This is a genomic window from Parasphingorhabdus sp., assembly GCF_039977335.1.
Taxonomy (GTDB): domain Bacteria; phylum Pseudomonadota; class Alphaproteobacteria; order Sphingomonadales; family Sphingomonadaceae; genus Parasphingorhabdus.
The window spans coordinates 882,940-897,156 of the sequence record NZ_JBDWDI010000001.1; the positions used below are offsets into that span (position 1 = coordinate 882,940).

Consider the following 14,217-nt stretch of genomic DNA (forward strand, 5'->3'; position numbering starts at 1 on the left):
CTTTCCTTTCTAGTTTCTTAGCGATTTCTCGCAAAGGACGTCATTGCATATTCTTTATAAAGATATATCTTAGGAGCAGCTTAGATATAAAAGAAGGATATTTTATGCGATACTCAAACTATAATGATTGCGGACCTCGCTCTCAGCGCGGTAAGCGCTGGGGGGCTATGAATGGACAGAAATTTGCTCGCGCCTTTGCCGCTGCTGCCTTTGAAGGGGCGAAAGCCAAGCGCCGTGCGCGGGTTTTCCAGCGCGGGGAGCTGCGGCTAGTATTGTTGCACCTGATCTCGCAAGAGCCTCGTCATGGTTATGATCTGATCCAGCAGATTGAGGAGCTTACTGGCGGTCACTATGCACCCAGTCCGGGGATTGTTTACCCGACGCTGACGCTGATGGCTGAAATGGAGCTGATTGATGAGCAAGTCGATGATGGCGGTAAGAAAATCTATTCAATCACTGACGCGGGAACTGCTCTGCTGACAGAGGAAGAAAAGCATATTGCTGATATTCTCGCTCGGCTAGAGGGCATTGCGCAAATGGATCAAGCCTCCGACGGTGCTTCGATACGCCGCGCAATGGGCAATATGAAAAGCGCGATCCGCATCCGGCTTGCCGATGAGGAAAAGGGTTCAGAGAAGATTCTGGATGTCGCAGCGATTATTGACGAGGCGGCAAGCAAGATCGAACGGCTCAAATAGAGACTATAACGCCAGAATCATTTGCACATTGCAGCGGGCATAAGGCGTAGGCCATAGATCATCACCGGATAAATGCTGAAAGCCGCATCGTTCATAAAGACGGATTGCGGCTTTCAGATCGTTGTTGGTTTCTAGCCAGATGGCATCGGCGGCCATAGTCCGCCCCTCGGTAATTAGCGCTTCCAGCACCGCACGGCCAATGCCTTGGCCGCGCAAATCTTTCCGGGCCGCCATTTTCACGATTTCCAACCATTTGCGGCCATCTTGCGGATCATGATGTGGTGGTAAAATCGCGCCGGTTCCGACCACTTTTCGGTCCAGTTCTGCGACAATGATCTGTCCGCCCAGTGCAAGGATCGTTGCTTCCAGATTTTCCAGCTGGTCCCGGTCGCTTTGTTCCAGCTTGAAGGATTCCTCAATCCAATCGAGATTGAGGGAGATATATGCCTGTTTGTCTCCGGGAGTATATCGTCGGGTAATTACTGTCATTAAGAACCTGATCTTTTTTTTCCTATCTATTCGATGAGCTTGCCTTATTTATGGTGCGGTGTCAGCCTTGATGATCGCTGACACTGAGCTCATCGCTTTATGCGCTATTGCATGCTCTTACAATCAACTCGGGTCGCAAGCTGGAGGGGGTTATCATGAATACATGGATGAAGGTTGTTCTCGGCATTGTCGCCGGGATTTCCGTTCTGGTCGGCGTCATTTTTTGGCTGACCGGAGATGTGACTAAGGCCGGCGATGATTTTTTCGCTGCCGTGCAGAATGACGATATGGATGCGGCTTACACATTGCTGTCGGATGATTTCAAGGCAGGGACGAGCAAGGAAGAGTTGCAAGCTTATCTCGCCGCCAATGCTTTGGATAAAATCAAGGAAGCATCCTGGGGCGGCCGGATGATGACCGGTGGGATTACTGAGTTGAAAGGCACCATCACGACAGAAGGCGGTAGCAAGATACCCCTAAAACTACGCCTGATTGACTCGGATTCCGGTTGGCAGATCAACGCGATCGAAAAAGATACCGCGGGATTCAAAACCGCTGGAAGCGATCGTGACGTTCCGCCCGCTGACAGGCAGAAACAGCTGTTTCGAGAAACCATGACGGTCTTTGCACAGTCGCTTTCAGACGGCACGATGAAAAAGCTACGCGACAATGGGGCGGGCGCTTTTCAACGGCAGATATCGCTTGAAGATCTGGACAAGGCCTATGAGGGTTCGTTTAAATTTGCCGACGACTTTTCAAGCATCGCCAAGATGTCTCCGGTCATCGATAGCGCGGATATTGGTGAAGATGGTGCGCTGAATATCCGGGGCCATTATCCGACCAAACCACGCACGGTCTATGTCAACCAGGCCTATGAATATGAAGGGGTGGGCTGGAAGTTTCTGGGCTTCGTCTATCGTGTCGGTTCACCAGTCAAGAACTAGGATGACGGCTAGAGCATCGTAAACAGTGCCACCGCCATGATCGTGCCAATGACCGGTATCACTACAGTGAGCGCCCCGACCGCGCCATAGGCGTCCTTGTGCGTCTCGCCGCAAACCGCGCGGATTGTGGTCACGACATAGCCATTATGCGGCAAGCTATCGAGTGCACCGGAGGAGATTGCTACCACGCGGTGCAGTTCGTCCGGTTGTGCGCCGACGTCGAGATAATGCGGAGCGATCAGGGGCAGAGCGATGGTCTGGCCGCCTGAGGCTGAACCGGTCAGGCCAGCAATCACGGTCACGGCAATCGCGGCGCCGATCAATGGGCTGCCCGGGATATTCTGCACCATCACCAAGGCTTCCTGAAAAGCGGGTGATAGCTTGGCAACCGCACCAAAACCGACCACGGCGCAGGTATTGGTGATCGCGACCACCGCGCTAGTGGCGCCGCGCGAAAAGGCCTCTGGCATCGCACGCAATTTTCGATATCCCACGGCCAGCGCGACAATCGCGCCGGAACCGAGAGCCGCCACCAGTGCCCATTTGTCGAGCGAGTTTTGCGGCAATATGGCAGAAATCGGCCCCATATCTTGCGGATATTGGAAGATCAGGAAAATACCGAGTACGGCTACCAACGGCAACAGGCACAAGAGCGGACCGGGCAGGGTGCCATAATCAGTATTGGTATCATCGGTTTCGCGGCCGACGAATGTTTCACCTCTGGCGACGGCGCGCTTCACCATCCAGTTGAGCCAAAAATGACCCGCAATCGCCATAAAGACCGCGACTACAAGGCTGACCTCCCAACCCGCATAAGCAGTGGTGCCAAGAAATTCCATTGGGATCAGGTTCTGGATTTCCGGGCTACCAGCCGTAGTCATCGTGAAAGTCACGGACCCGAAAGCCAAGGCAGCCGGAATGAAGCGCCGCGGTAAATTGGCCTCGCGGAACAAGTGCACCGCCAGCGAGTAGACGGAAAAGGCGACAATAAAAACGCTTACCCCGCCATAGGTCAAAACGGCGCAGGCGGCGACCACCGCAAGTACAGCATGTTTGATACCGATTTTCTCGATAATCCAGTGGGCGACACTGGCAGCGGCTCCCGAAGCGCCCATGATTTCGCCGAATATCGCGCCGAGCAAGAACATGAAGAACCAGCTTTTGAAGAAGCTGACAAAACCATCCATATAGGCTGTGGCGAAATCGGGAGCGCCTTCTGCAGCAAGCGGTGGTAACCACGCCAACCCGCTGGTTGCTGCAACAATCGCGGCGGCAATCGGTCCGGCGATCAAGATATTTACGCCTTTTACCGTCATATAAATGAGCAGCGCGAGCCCGCCAATTAATCCGATTGCTGATAACATGCGCTTTGGTCCCCTTTATCCAGATCGCCTATTGGCAGAGGAATGGAACAAGCGGCAAGGATCAATTTTGATGGCGGTTTAATTGGTCGTTAGTTGATATTCAAAAACGCTACCGATTTCGGGTGAAGTTCACAAAGTACACAATGTCCTTTTGCGTGACCGAACTATGAAAAAAGATCTCAAAGTTCACACAAATCACACCGGTTCGTCTTAGCGCTGACATAAAGGGGAGCAATTATATCCAAAACTGAGAAAGAGCCTATTTCTATCTATCATACTGATATTACTGTAGGAAAGTGGTATTCAAAATTTCTGTAGGTGATGACGGTCAGATTTTGTGACAATCGCCACCTATGAAGCCGGAAAAAACCTAAGCTATCATTCTGATCGATCAATCGAACAAACAAATGGGCACTTTAACCTTTACCTAATTATCTGCTGCTATGACTAAAGACCAATATATTAAACTGGGTGTCAGCCACCTGATCGGCTTGGCTTCCAAGCTTTGGCAGAAGAATAAATTCGGGATTTGGTGATGACGAGCGATAAAGCTAATCAACGGGTAATGGACAAAGAATTGAAGCGGGGCGATCACCGGGTTTCTACCCGTGCCGGCGTTGAAATTCTTGCAGAGGTGCGCGAGCCTGGTCTTGGCCGGATTGAAGCGATGATCATGGATTTGTCCCTGAGCGGATTTCGCATGCGCTGCATGACCCGGTTAACCGGCGAGAAGAATATTTTTATGGCCTTGCCATCATTCGCCGCGATCGAGAGCAAGATTTGCTGGGTCGATGGTGATATTTTTGGCTGTGAATTTGTGCATAGCCTGCATCCGGCGGTATTCGATCATATTGTTTCGAAGTACCCGACCCTGAAACAAGCGGGTTAACGGACCGCCTCCTTACAGCATTGCGCAGATTGGATTATCGGCTAGGTTGAACCGATAATGGCCAGTAAATCATTCCGAAATATCAAGAATATCATATTGCTTTTGCTGATCGTTGGCGGGGCGTGGGCCTTGAGCAGCTGGGCGATTGACCCGGAAATCATCACGGTCAACGGCAAAACTGTTAAAATCATTGATGGTGATAGTTTCAAAGACGGCACGACAGAATTCCGTATTTATGGGATCGATGCACCAGAATATCGGCAAACTTGCAAAGACGCGAATGGTAAAGACTGGCCATGCGGGAAATCGGCGCGGCAGGGCTTAGCGGCGGTTTTGCGCAATGGTAGCTTCAACTGTGAAGTCCGAGCGCGCGACAAATATGGCCGGACAATTGTAAGCTGTGCCAGCGGAGATGATGATTTGGGCGCACGCCTAGTCGAGCAAGGCCATGCGATGTCCTCTGCAAATTTTGACAGTGTAATATATGGGCGCGAGGAAGCGGCTGCTGAAAAGGCGCAGCGCGGAATCTGGCAAGGAAGCTTTGAAAAGCCTTCTAGTTGGCGCGCGTCGCATCCTCGATAGGTTTTTGCGACAATAGGTCTGGACTTATGGCGAGAGTTCTAGGCGTCCCTGTCCACCGGGCGAGCGGGTCAGCCATATGGGTAACGCCGCTTAACTCGTGGATATTCTCATACCCATAGCCATATAGATTGATGAATGTGGGGATGTTGAGGGCCAGCGGCGCGCGTTTTAGCTGAATGGGTGGTATATCATCACGGAAGTTATTGTTGCAGTAGATCAGGATAGGGCGTGTTTTATCGCCTAGCAGCTTGGTGAGCTTTTCTTCGGTAAAATCCGAAAAAGGTATATTGATGGCCCCTTCAATATGGCCCTGCGCAAAAGCTGCTGCAGACCGGCTGTCCAATATTATCGCATTCTGTTTTTTCGCAATTGCATTAAACTTTTTTAGATCGACCAACCGTTCCTGGCGATATTCAGAGAGTTCTTCGGTCAGCTGAAGAAAACCGGCATAGTCAACCTGTGGCAATGCCTCTGGTTCGTAGTCAGGCAGGTTTTGTGCTATAGCAGGCTGCAGAGAGAGGGTCGAAAGGAAGATGGTAGATGCCATTAGCGGCGATAATTTCATGATCTTTGTCCCTATTTTTACAAGCCGCTTAAAATCTAGACTTTTCAGATTGCTAAAAGCTGAACCCAAACTATTTTGTCTGCCATATCGGGCGTTGCGCTTGAGTGAAATGAACCTATTGTCATTTCACATATGCGAGCAGGATCGCAAATGGGGGAAGCGTGCAGAATAATATCAAACCTAATTGGCTATCGGAAATTGTCCGGCGCTTTTCTGTGTTCGTTTATAACATCAATGGCTGGAAAGCCGTGCAAGAAAACCCCGTCCCGCGTAAATGCGTGATCATCGCTGCCCCGCACACCAGCAACTGGGATTTTATCTATTTCTTCGGGCTGACTAACAGCCTGAAGTTTAAATCCTATTGGATTGGTAAAGACACGCTGTTCAAATGGCCCTTTGGCGACATGATGCGCCGAATGGGCGGTATTCCGGTCGATCGCTCCAAGTCGCAGAATATGGTCGATGCAATGGTCGAGGAATTTAATAAGCGCGATGATTTCATCCTGACTATCCCGCCCGAGGGAACCCGCGGTAACGTACGTCAATGGCGGACGGGATTTTACTATATAGCATTGAAAGCCAAAGTGCCGCTGATCATCGGCATGATGGATTATGCCAAGAAAACTGGCGGGCTGGGTCCAGAGATCCAACTAACCGGAGACTATGAGGCCGATATGGCAAAGGTGAGCGGTTTTTATCATAGCGTGACACCTAAATATCCTAACAAAGCGATGGATGATATTGTGCACACCGACCCGGATGCAAAGCCGACCGGGGACGGGACGGAGGAAAAAGGATGAGCTTGCTGCTGGCTTTAGCCCAGAATTTCATCTTGTTGGTTGGTGTCATGATCGTCCTCTGGTTGGTTTCCGTAAAGATTCGGGATGTGTCCTTCATTGACGCGTTTTGGGCCTATGGGATGGCCATAATGGCCGGCGCGTCGATTCTTCAGGTGGAAAATGCTGGTTGGCTCGGTTGGACGATATTCGGTTTGACGGTAACCTGGGGTGTGCGATTAGGTACGCATCTTTACTTGCGCTGGAGCAAGGAAGGTGAGGACCCGCGCTACACAAAAATTATCGGTACGGCGATGAAGAAAAAAGGTTGGAGCTTTGCCAAAACGGCGTTGGTAAAAGCATGGATCTTACAAATTCCGTTGCTATTTGTAGTCTGTTTGCCAGCGCAAATTGGTATCTTATTAGCAGGTGACCAGGGTCTTGGTCCGATCGCCATGGTTGGACTAGCGCTGGCCATTATTGGGATAGCCTTTGAAACCATTGGCGATGCGCAGCTCAAAACATTCAAAGCGGATCCATCCAGCAAAGGTAAGGTGCTCGACACGGGGCTTTGGCGCTATACCCGGCATCCCAACTATTTTGGCGATTTCTGTACGTGGTGGGGCATTTGGTTGGTCGCTGTTCAAGTCGGTTGGCCGGTTTGGGTAGCCATTATCGGGCCTTTATTCCTCAGCTTTACACTGACAAAATGGAGCGGTGCGCCGATGTTGGAATATGCGTTGCGCAAGAACCGACCGGATTATGTCGATTATATCGAGCGGACATCCGGTTTCTTCCCGATGCCGCCTAAGAAATAAGCACCGGCTCAAGCAAAAAATGAACCTTCAAAAGGAAAATAAGGATGGATCTGGGATTAAAGGATAAGGTCATTTTCGTAGCAGGCGCAAGCCGCGGTATTGGTCTTGGAATTGTCGAAGCCTGCTTGGCTGAAGGTGCAAAGGTAGCGATGGCGGCCCGCGGCGCGGAAGCACTTCAAGCCGAGAAATCTCGACTGGCTGACATCTATGGTGCCGATCGCCTCTGGTCTCAAACGGGCGATCTGCGTGATACCGCGACGGTTGATGCCATGGTTGCCGATATTGAGCATAGCTTTGGACCACTGTGGGGTGTTGTGGCCAATGTTGGTTTGCATCCTTGCCCTCCTGGCTTCGAAGTCGATGATGACACCTGGCGCGGCGGGATGAGCCAAAATCTTGATTCAGCGTTCATTCTTTCTCGCGCGGCTTTGAGGGTGATGCAGCCAAGGAGCGAAGGGTCCATCCTCTTCATCAGTTCGATCGCGGGCCTTTCCGGTTTGGGAACGCCGCTGACATATGGCACGGCCAAGGCGGCCATGAACCACCTTGGTAAAGAACTGGCCGCAGTGGCCGGACCATCGGGCGTACGCGTTAATGTGATCGCGCCGGGTAACATTATCTTCCCGGACGGCGATTGGGAAAAGCGGGCCAATGGAGAAAAGGGGGCTTCCGTAATGAGATGGATCAAACGCGAAGTGCCTCTCCAGCGTTTCGGGAAGCCTGAAGAAATCGGCTCAGCCGCCGCTTATGTGCTTAGTCCGCGCGCCAGTTTTATAACGGGCGCAATTATACCGGTGGATGGTGGGCAGGACAAATAGCGCTAATCGCCAAATGGTTTAGGCCGCGGCAGCCAGTACCTTATTCTCGATAATCTGGGCGAAGACATCGCTGTCTTGCGCGCCGGGGACCATGAATTTCTTGTTGAAGATAAAAGCGGGAACCCCTGAAATGAAGCGGTCTTGCCACTGGGTTTCGACAGCGCGAACCTCGGCGGCGAACATGTCGCTGCCCAACAGGTCACGGACGCGTTTCTCATCCAGACCGATGGAGCCAGCTACCTCGATCAGTATCTCATGATCACTGACATCTTTGCCATCGGTAAAGTGCGCTTTGAACAACGCCAGCTTAAGCGCGGTTTGCTTGCCGGTTTCTCCGGCCCAATGCAGCACGCGGTGGGCGTCAAATGTGTTCACCATCCGCATATTCTCATGATAGCTAAACTCGAAATCGAGATCGCTGCCTGCATTGCGCAGCCGTTCACGATTAGCTTTGCTTTGCTCCGGCGTAGCGCCATATTTCTGCGCCATATGCTCGTTGATATCCTGTCCCTCGGACGGCATGTTCGGGTTTAGTTCAAAGGCGTGCCAGGCCAGCGCAAATTCTGCTCTGCCTTCAAAGCGCTGCATCGCTTGTTCCAGCTTTTTATAGCCGATAATGCACCACGGACAGACCACATCAGAGACAATATCGACGGTGATGACCGGGGTCTCTGACATAGTTTATTCCTTAAGTTTGGGGTGTCGGTTCAGGCTTTTTCTAAAGTGCACTGCAAGGGATGCTGATTTTTCTTGGCGAAATCCATCACCTGAGTGACCTTTGTTTCGGCGACTTCATAGCTGAACGTACCACAGATGCCGACGCCCTTTTGGTGGACATGGAGCATCACTCTTGTGGCTTCATCAATATCCATCTGGAAAAAGCGCTTCAGGACAAGCACGACAAATTCCATCGGCGTGTAGTCGTCGTTGAGCAGCAGGACTTTATAAGGATTGGGCTTCTTGGTCTTGGTCCGCGTTTTGGTTGCTATACCGAGATCAGTGTCGTCGCTATCGCCTGTGCCATTGTCATCGGAACCGTCACCATCATCCCCATCCCCTGCCATAAATTGGTGTAACCATAGGTCTTCACCGTCCTGCAAAAGGATTGGGTCGGCCTGTGATGGTGTCAGGGAGAGAATCTCTGCTTTAATCATATTTTCCAAGATATGGTATTTTTGCCCTTGAGGGCAAGTGGTGGATTGATAAGTCGGCGATGATTTTACGACAAACCGTCCGAACATGGCACAAAAGAAAAAGGCCGCTCCCGAGGGAACGGCCTTTTGCATGACGATGAAAGCGGCTTAAGCGGCTTTCTTGATTTCCTTGCGGATGGTGCTTACGCGGTCAGCGATTGGCTGATACGCTTTGCCAGCCAATTTGGTGACGGCATCCATGTTGTTAGACGTCTGGTCCATAACCCGGTCCAGGCCGCTGCGCATGAAGTCAGCTTGCATTTCAACGAAATCTTTTGGCGTAGCAGCGTTGAAAGAGCTTTTCAGAACGTTGCTGGCTTCCACGAAGTTTTCGCGGGTATATTTGACGTTGGTTTTGCCGATTTCCTGAGCACCTTTAGCGGTGATTTTGCCGCTTTCGACAAGGGTTTCAACGTTCAGACGGTTGAATTCAACAGCGTCTTTGGAAACTTCAACAGCGCGGTCAGCAACTTCTTTAGCGCGTTCCTGAGCGGTTACGGTCAGCTTTTCAAGCTGAGCCTGCAATTTAGCGGCCATGTCCTGAAGAGCTTTCTTGTTGGTTGTAGCCGCTTTTGGAGCCGCTTTTTTCGGAGCAGCTTTCTTAACGGTTTTCTTAACGGTCGTTTTCTTTGCGGTTGTCATCTTGGTCGTTCCTTTTTTAACAGTCTTTTTCACAGTGCTGGCGGCACGTTTCGGAGCGGCTTTGCGCTTCGTAACAGTCTTTTTAGGAGCCGCCTTGGTTGCTGCAGGCTTCTTTGCAGCGGGTTTTGAAGCCGATGTCTTTGTCGCAGCAGCAGCAACCGGCTTTTTCGCGGCAGGAGCCGTAGCGGTTGTTGGTGCAGTCGTTGTTGCTGGCTTGGCAGCTGCTTTTGGAGCAGGTGCTGCTTCTGCAGCTACGGATTTCGCTGAGGCAGCGGCTGTATAAGCCGCTTCAGCAGAGAGGCTGGCGGGCTTTGCAGCAGCCGGAACAGCCTGTTTGTCAGTCGTGTTTAAATCAGCCATCTTTGCTTCCATTCGTTTGTTGCAGTGCACAAATAGGGAAGGTATTCATCAAAGTCAAGGAAAAATGTTGCAGTGCAACATAATCTTCAAAGAAGGAGAAAAGGTGTTTTATAACAATAAGGTAAGGGTGGTTTTGACTGTACAGGCCTGTGCCAGTTTATACGCAATATACACAGAATCAGGAAAAATTATTTTTTCTGCTGCTCTGCAACATACTGGCGGTCCGTGTAATTCCAGCATGTAGCCTGAACATATATATACTTACCACATCCCGCGGCTTGTAGGAAAGGGGTAGACCCTTTCCTACCGAAGCTGTCAGATCAAATTGGTGGTTGTCGCGACCGCGAGCAGGGAGAAGGCCGCGATGCAGATATTGGCGGTGACACCAACCGAAAGGCGGATCGGCTTCGCGACGGCGTCAAAGCGCGCTTCATATTCGGGATGCTCGGTTCCCATCATGCGGTCCCACCATGTGAAGTAGAGGCCGAAATTGCTGTTGCCCTGACTATGGTGAAGGTCATGATGGGTCGTTGTGGTGATCCAGCCGACAAACTTGTTGCGTGTCCATCCCGCGGGGAAAAGCTCTACACCTGCATGGCCCATAACATTGCGAAGAATCATGTGGGCGAGGAACAGGAAGATCGCGAAAGGATACATACCGCCAAACAGGATCGAGATGATGAACAGATAGATCGGCACAAAAGCAGCCTCGGCCATAGCCTCGAAGGAAGAGAAACTGTAAGCGGCCCACGGCGTCGGTGTGCGTGACTTATGATGATGCAGGTGGGAGAAACGGAACATGGTTTTCGTGTGGAGCCAGCGATGCATCCAATAGAAATATGCATCATGGGCGACAATCATCGCCAAGAGCTGGACAACAAATAGCGGCCAGAGAATCTCGCCTGTCATGACGGTGATCCAGCCCGATGCCTCAAGCAATACCGTGCTGATCGTCGTCAGACCGAAAACGAGTACTGTTCGCATCGATGATAGAAACTCGCGCTTATAGTCAGCGAAACCAGCTTTACGAGATTGGATACGCCGGACCGCGCTCCATTTGCCAAAGGCCCATAGGATCAAAGACAATGTGCCCGCCGCAATCAGATAGCGCCCTAGATCAAAGGTGAAGGCGCCAATCATATGGTCCACTATGGCATCAAAAAGTTCAGGCATTACATTCTCCATCACATGCGTTTGTTGTTCGATGAAGGCAAAGTGACAGAAAGCGGCATCCGTCTCTCTGCAATGCTGAAAAATGCTGTGCAATTTTGAAAATGATCAGACTATTTCAGTTTTGATCAATCGCTTCTTTGCGGAAATCACTAGGTGTCAGGCCGGTTTCCGCACGAAAGGCCCGGTTGAACGGAGCGAGCGATCCATAGCCTAAATCCATTGCGATCGTCAAAATTGGTAAGTCGACATGCGTTCGATCCGACAGTTTATCCTTGGCTTCGGTGATTCGATAGCCGTTGAGAAAGGAAGAAAAGTTGCGATGACCAAGCTGTTTGTTGATCAGCGCGCGCAATCGATGTTCCTGCGTATCCAATTGAGAAGCCAGCGTTGCTATGGTTAGCGACGGCGCGCGATACTGTCCCTCCTCCATCGCCGCGATCAGCTTGTCATGCAGCACAGTTTCCGATGGTGAAAGATTTAAAACGGGACGTATCGGCTGCTGGTTGGTGGCCGGTTTTGCAAACAAATCCCGATCTGCAGTCAACACGGCCATGCCCGCGCCGAGCACTAATATCAGGATCAGCATGGCGTTGATCGCCGAGATACTGGGCACATTGTCTGTAGCCCCAAAGAAAAGCTCGTAGGTCAAAACGCCGCCGACCTGCAGTCCCACAAATATCGGCAGATACATTCTGATGCGTCGACGCTTTTCAATCAGGTCGTCTGCTCGGCCAGTAAGCGCGATGGTGATCAGGTGAATGACCAGCGCGAGCGAAAGGAAACGGATCGCATAAAAGGTGAACCATTGCCATGCCGGTATAGTGAAAGCGATGATCCAGAGTATGGTAAGCACTATGGGCGCCGCGATGAGCAATGGCCCCGCAATGCGACGCTCAAAAAGCTGATGCGCAAATACCCACGCCCATACGGTTGTCGATATCGAGAGGAAATCAATCGGTATGCGCCAGGGAAGGGGCGGTGCCATCGTGGTCGATGAATTGATCAAATAGGCCATTGAGCTGATCAATACGCCTAACAGTGATATTTTTAGATCCCGGCGCGTCCGGCTGACCAGCAAGACGGCAATGAGCATGATCTGCCCACCCAGCGTGAGCAGCCGTATTGTCGTATCGACCAGTGCCAAGTCTAATCCGGCGATTTCTATTACCTTCCCTGTTATATGCTATGCTAGCTCATCTTCTTGAGTTCGCAACGGGAATATCATTGATACGTCCGTTCGGGCAGTGTGGAGATTATTCTTTTGTTTATGAAACAGCTATGTGTAACAGCTTAGCCATGCAGCGCGAATGCCCCCCATGTCTCAACTGAAATCCATCGCGACCGCCCTTCCTGACCACAAGATCAGCCAAGAGGATGTCCTGGCCGTGCTGGCCAAGGCGCGCGGCGCTGCTTTGCCTGCGCGATTGAAGCAGATATTGGGCAATAGCGGGATTGATCATCGTTATATTGCCCGGGATCCGGATTATTATCTGGAGCAGCGCAGCTGGCCGGAGCGCGCGCAAATCTATGATGAGGTGGGCAGGGCGCTAGCCCAGCGGTCGGCGGCGGCGGCAATGGCGAAAGCCGAACTGCGACCTGTTGATATTGATGTCATCATGATGATTTCCACGACCGGCACGATGACGCCATCTATCCCCAGCCGGTTGATTGAGACTATGGGCTTTCGCCAGTCAGTGCAGACGGTTCCGGTTTTCGGCTATGGTTGTGCCGGCGGAATATTGGGGCTGAGGCTGGCCAATGACCTGGCGGATGCGGGGGGCGGACAGAATGTCCTAATGATCTCGCTGGAGCTATGCAGCCTGTCCTACGATTATAGCCAATTCGACAAAAAGAATATGATTGCCACCGCGCTGTTTGCCGATGGTTGTGCCGCGGCCGTGTTGACTGGCAAAGGCTGGCAGGGCGATGGACCGTCCTTCCGGGCGTTTGAGCAAAAGACCTGGCCGGATACGCGCGACATGATGGGTTGGGACATTGGCGAAACCGGATTTGATCTGGTTTTGGCGCGTGATATTCCGACTTTTGTGACCAAGGATTTCACTCCTTTTTGCGACGACTTTCTGGCCGAACAGGGTCTGGAGAAAGGTGACCTCGGTGAACCGGCTTGCCATCCCGGCGGCGGCCGCGTTGTTGAGGCGTTGGAAGGTTATTTTGCACCAGATCTATCAGGCATACCCGCCACCCGTGATGTGTTGAAACATCATGGCAATATGTCATCACCGACCGTGCTGTTTGTGCTGGAAAAAATACTCAGCGGTAATCCTAAGAAACCTATCTTGATGACTGCGCTTGGCCCCGGCTTTACATCCGTGCTGGGTATATTGGACCCGGCAGGAGCAGATTGATGAATGATTTAGGCACTATTTTCACTACGGCCCCGACCCTCGTCACATGGGTTTTGATCTATATCGTCGTGCAACGGCTGGGCGAACTTGTCTATGCCAACCGCAATACCAAGCGTTTGCTGTCAGAAGGCGGTGAGGAATTTGGCGCCGATCATTATCACTGGTTTATCTTCCTTCACAGCGCGTGGCTGGCGATTATCTTCCTACTGGTCGATCCTTTGCGAGAGCTGAATCCGATCCTACTCGCACTCTTTGTCGGAACCCAGATCCTGCGCGTCTGGACCTTGGCTTCCATCGGTCGCTGGTGGACAACGCGGATCATATCGGCGCCTCATTTCGACAAAGTGAAGCGCGGACCATATAAATATGTCAGCCATCCCAATTATCTGGTGGTGGTTCTCGAAATCGCGATTGTGCCGTTGTTAATGGGCCTGCCGTGGGTGGCGTTGCTCTTCTCTCTCCTGAACGCGATTCTGTTGCGCCATCGTATTGGTGTTGAAAACACCGTGTTGGGACAGCGAGGGAAAAGCGAAGCCTAGG

At 51.6% G+C, this 14,217-nt stretch carries 17 protein-coding genes; 9 read left to right on the forward strand and 8 right to left on the reverse strand.

The window, feature by feature from the left end; all coding sequences use genetic code 11:
* The first annotated feature begins 167 nt into the window (after nt 1-167).
* Nucleotides 168-698, forward strand: coding sequence for a PadR family transcriptional regulator (locus tag ABJM21_RS04135; protein ID WP_348302663.1), 531 nt, complete (start codon nt 168-170; stop codon nt 696-698).
* A gap of 3 nt (nt 699-701) precedes the next feature.
* Here ABJM21_RS04135 and ABJM21_RS04140 read toward each other — a convergent pair whose 3' ends face one another.
* Entirely contained in the window at nt 702-1,187 is a 486-nt protein-coding gene (locus ABJM21_RS04140; protein ID WP_348302662.1) for a GNAT family N-acetyltransferase, read from the reverse strand.
* Nucleotides 1,188-1,342: 155 nt separating this feature from the next.
* Here ABJM21_RS04140 and ABJM21_RS04145 point away from each other — a divergent pair, with 155 nt between their 5' ends.
* Nucleotides 1,343-2,131 carry a hypothetical protein gene (locus ABJM21_RS04145; RefSeq protein WP_348302661.1) on the forward strand — a complete coding sequence of 263 codons (789 nt, stop codon included), beginning with the start codon at nt 1,343-1,345 and terminating at the stop codon, nt 2,129-2,131.
* Between the two features lie 8 nt (nt 2,132-2,139).
* Here ABJM21_RS04145 and ABJM21_RS04150 read toward each other — a convergent pair whose 3' ends face one another.
* Nucleotides 2,140-3,495 carry a GntP family permease gene (locus ABJM21_RS04150; RefSeq protein ID WP_348302660.1) on the reverse strand — a complete coding sequence of 452 codons (1,356 nt, stop codon included), beginning with the start codon at nt 3,493-3,495 and terminating at the stop codon, nt 2,140-2,142.
* A 535-nt stretch (nt 3,496-4,030) separates the two neighbouring features.
* Between ABJM21_RS04150 and ABJM21_RS04155 the strand changes: the two genes are divergently transcribed.
* A complete protein-coding gene (locus tag ABJM21_RS04155) occupies nt 4,031-4,384 on the forward strand; it encodes a PilZ domain-containing protein (protein ID WP_348302659.1) in 354 nt (117 codons plus the stop codon).
* Between the two features lie 57 nt (nt 4,385-4,441).
* Nucleotides 4,442-4,966 carry a thermonuclease family protein gene (locus ABJM21_RS04160; protein ID WP_348302658.1) on the forward strand — a complete coding sequence of 175 codons (525 nt, stop codon included), beginning with the start codon at nt 4,442-4,444 and terminating at the stop codon, nt 4,964-4,966.
* Here the strand turns inward: ABJM21_RS04160 and ABJM21_RS04165 are convergent.
* Nucleotides 4,938-5,531 (reverse strand): rhodanese-like domain-containing protein, encoded by a 594-nt coding sequence (locus ABJM21_RS04165; protein ID WP_348302657.1) that lies wholly within the window; start codon nt 5,529-5,531, stop codon nt 4,938-4,940. The two genes, ABJM21_RS04160 and ABJM21_RS04165, sit on opposite strands and share 29 nt — an antisense overlap.
* A gap of 161 nt (nt 5,532-5,692) precedes the next feature.
* Here ABJM21_RS04165 and ABJM21_RS04170 point away from each other — a divergent pair, with 161 nt between their 5' ends.
* From ABJM21_RS04170 to ABJM21_RS04180, 3 genes are read left to right on the forward strand one after another with little or no spacing between them, the layout of a single operon-like run.
* Nucleotides 5,693-6,331, forward strand: a complete 639-nt coding sequence (locus ABJM21_RS04170; RefSeq protein WP_348302656.1) for a lysophospholipid acyltransferase family protein — start codon at nt 5,693-5,695, stop codon at nt 6,329-6,331.
* Nucleotides 6,328-7,125 carry a DUF1295 domain-containing protein gene (locus ABJM21_RS04175; RefSeq protein ID WP_348302655.1) on the forward strand — a complete coding sequence of 266 codons (798 nt, stop codon included), beginning with the start codon at nt 6,328-6,330 and terminating at the stop codon, nt 7,123-7,125. The genes ABJM21_RS04170 and ABJM21_RS04175 overlap by 4 nt, the downstream gene beginning before the upstream one ends.
* Before the next feature lie 44 nt (nt 7,126-7,169).
* Complete coding sequence (locus tag ABJM21_RS04180) at nt 7,170-7,943, forward strand: SDR family NAD(P)-dependent oxidoreductase (RefSeq protein ID WP_348302654.1); 774 nt, start codon at nt 7,170-7,172, stop codon at nt 7,941-7,943.
* 18 nt (nt 7,944-7,961) lie between these two features.
* Here ABJM21_RS04180 and ABJM21_RS04185 read toward each other — a convergent pair whose 3' ends face one another.
* The 5 genes from ABJM21_RS04185 to ABJM21_RS04205 form a co-directional block, all read right to left on the reverse strand.
* Nucleotides 7,962-8,621, reverse strand: coding sequence for a DsbA family oxidoreductase (locus tag ABJM21_RS04185; RefSeq protein WP_348302653.1), 660 nt, complete (start codon nt 8,619-8,621; stop codon nt 7,962-7,964).
* A 29-nt stretch (nt 8,622-8,650) separates the two neighbouring features.
* A complete protein-coding gene (gene clpS, locus ABJM21_RS04190) occupies nt 8,651-9,007 on the reverse strand; it encodes an ATP-dependent Clp protease adapter ClpS (protein WP_348303348.1) in 357 nt (118 codons plus the stop codon).
* Nucleotides 9,008-9,244: 237 nt separating this feature from the next.
* On the reverse strand, nt 9,245-10,138 hold the full coding sequence (locus ABJM21_RS04195; RefSeq protein ID WP_348302652.1) for a phasin family protein: 894 nt from the start codon (nt 10,136-10,138) through the stop codon (nt 9,245-9,247).
* Nucleotides 10,139-10,453: 315 nt separating this feature from the next.
* Nucleotides 10,454-11,311, reverse strand: coding sequence for a sterol desaturase family protein (locus ABJM21_RS04200; protein ID WP_348302651.1), 858 nt, complete (start codon nt 11,309-11,311; stop codon nt 10,454-10,456).
* A gap of 115 nt (nt 11,312-11,426) precedes the next feature.
* The gene (locus tag ABJM21_RS04205; protein WP_348302650.1) at nt 11,427-12,455 is read right to left on the reverse strand and encodes a helix-turn-helix domain-containing protein; all 1,029 of its coding nucleotides are present in this window, start codon (nt 12,453-12,455) and stop codon (nt 11,427-11,429) included.
* Between the two features lie 172 nt (nt 12,456-12,627).
* Here ABJM21_RS04205 and ABJM21_RS04210 point away from each other — a divergent pair, with 172 nt between their 5' ends.
* Nucleotides 12,628-13,677 carry a type III polyketide synthase gene (locus tag ABJM21_RS04210; protein ID WP_348302649.1) on the forward strand — a complete coding sequence of 350 codons (1,050 nt, stop codon included), beginning with the start codon at nt 12,628-12,630 and terminating at the stop codon, nt 13,675-13,677.
* A complete protein-coding gene (locus ABJM21_RS04215) occupies nt 13,677-14,216 on the forward strand; it encodes an isoprenylcysteine carboxylmethyltransferase family protein (RefSeq protein WP_348302648.1) in 540 nt (179 codons plus the stop codon). Before ABJM21_RS04210 ends, ABJM21_RS04215 begins: the two co-directional genes overlap by 1 nt.
* Nucleotide 14,217 lies beyond the last annotated feature (1 nt).

Bases quoted from the DNA above. Each gene is read 5' to 3' on its own strand.
- clpS (WP_348303348.1), bottom strand. From the start codon at position 9,007: ATGGCAGGGGATGGGGATGATGGTGACGGTTCCGATGACAATGGCACA.
- ABJM21_RS04180 (WP_348302654.1), top strand. From the start codon at position 7,170: ATGGATCTGGGATTAAAGGATAAGGTCATTTTCGTAGCAGGCGCAAGC.
- ABJM21_RS04175 (WP_348302655.1), top strand. From the start codon at position 6,328: ATGAGCTTGCTGCTGGCTTTAGCCCAGAATTTCATCTTGTTGGTTGGT.
- ABJM21_RS04185 (WP_348302653.1), bottom strand. From the start codon at position 8,621: ATGTCAGAGACCCCGGTCATCACCGTCGATATTGTCTCTGATGTGGTC.
- ABJM21_RS04195 (WP_348302652.1), bottom strand. From the start codon at position 10,138: ATGGCTGATTTAAACACGACTGACAAACAGGCTGTTCCGGCTGCTGCA.
- ABJM21_RS04210 (WP_348302649.1), top strand. From the start codon at position 12,628: ATGTCTCAACTGAAATCCATCGCGACCGCCCTTCCTGACCACAAGATC.
- ABJM21_RS04135 (WP_348302663.1), top strand. From the start codon at position 168: ATGAATGGACAGAAATTTGCTCGCGCCTTTGCCGCTGCTGCCTTTGAA.
- ABJM21_RS04160 (WP_348302658.1), top strand. From the start codon at position 4,442: ATGGCCAGTAAATCATTCCGAAATATCAAGAATATCATATTGCTTTTG.
- ABJM21_RS04200 (WP_348302651.1), bottom strand. From the start codon at position 11,311: ATGCCTGAACTTTTTGATGCCATAGTGGACCATATGATTGGCGCCTTC.
- ABJM21_RS04215 (WP_348302648.1), top strand. From the start codon at position 13,677: ATGAATGATTTAGGCACTATTTTCACTACGGCCCCGACCCTCGTCACA.
- ABJM21_RS04165 (WP_348302657.1), bottom strand. From the start codon at position 5,531: ATGAAATTATCGCCGCTAATGGCATCTACCATCTTCCTTTCGACCCTC.
- ABJM21_RS04150 (WP_348302660.1), bottom strand. From the start codon at position 3,495: ATGTTATCAGCAATCGGATTAATTGGCGGGCTCGCGCTGCTCATTTAT.
- ABJM21_RS04155 (WP_348302659.1), top strand. From the start codon at position 4,031: ATGACGAGCGATAAAGCTAATCAACGGGTAATGGACAAAGAATTGAAG.
- ABJM21_RS04145 (WP_348302661.1), top strand. From the start codon at position 1,343: ATGAATACATGGATGAAGGTTGTTCTCGGCATTGTCGCCGGGATTTCC.
- ABJM21_RS04140 (WP_348302662.1), bottom strand. From the start codon at position 1,187: ATGACAGTAATTACCCGACGATATACTCCCGGAGACAAACAGGCATAT.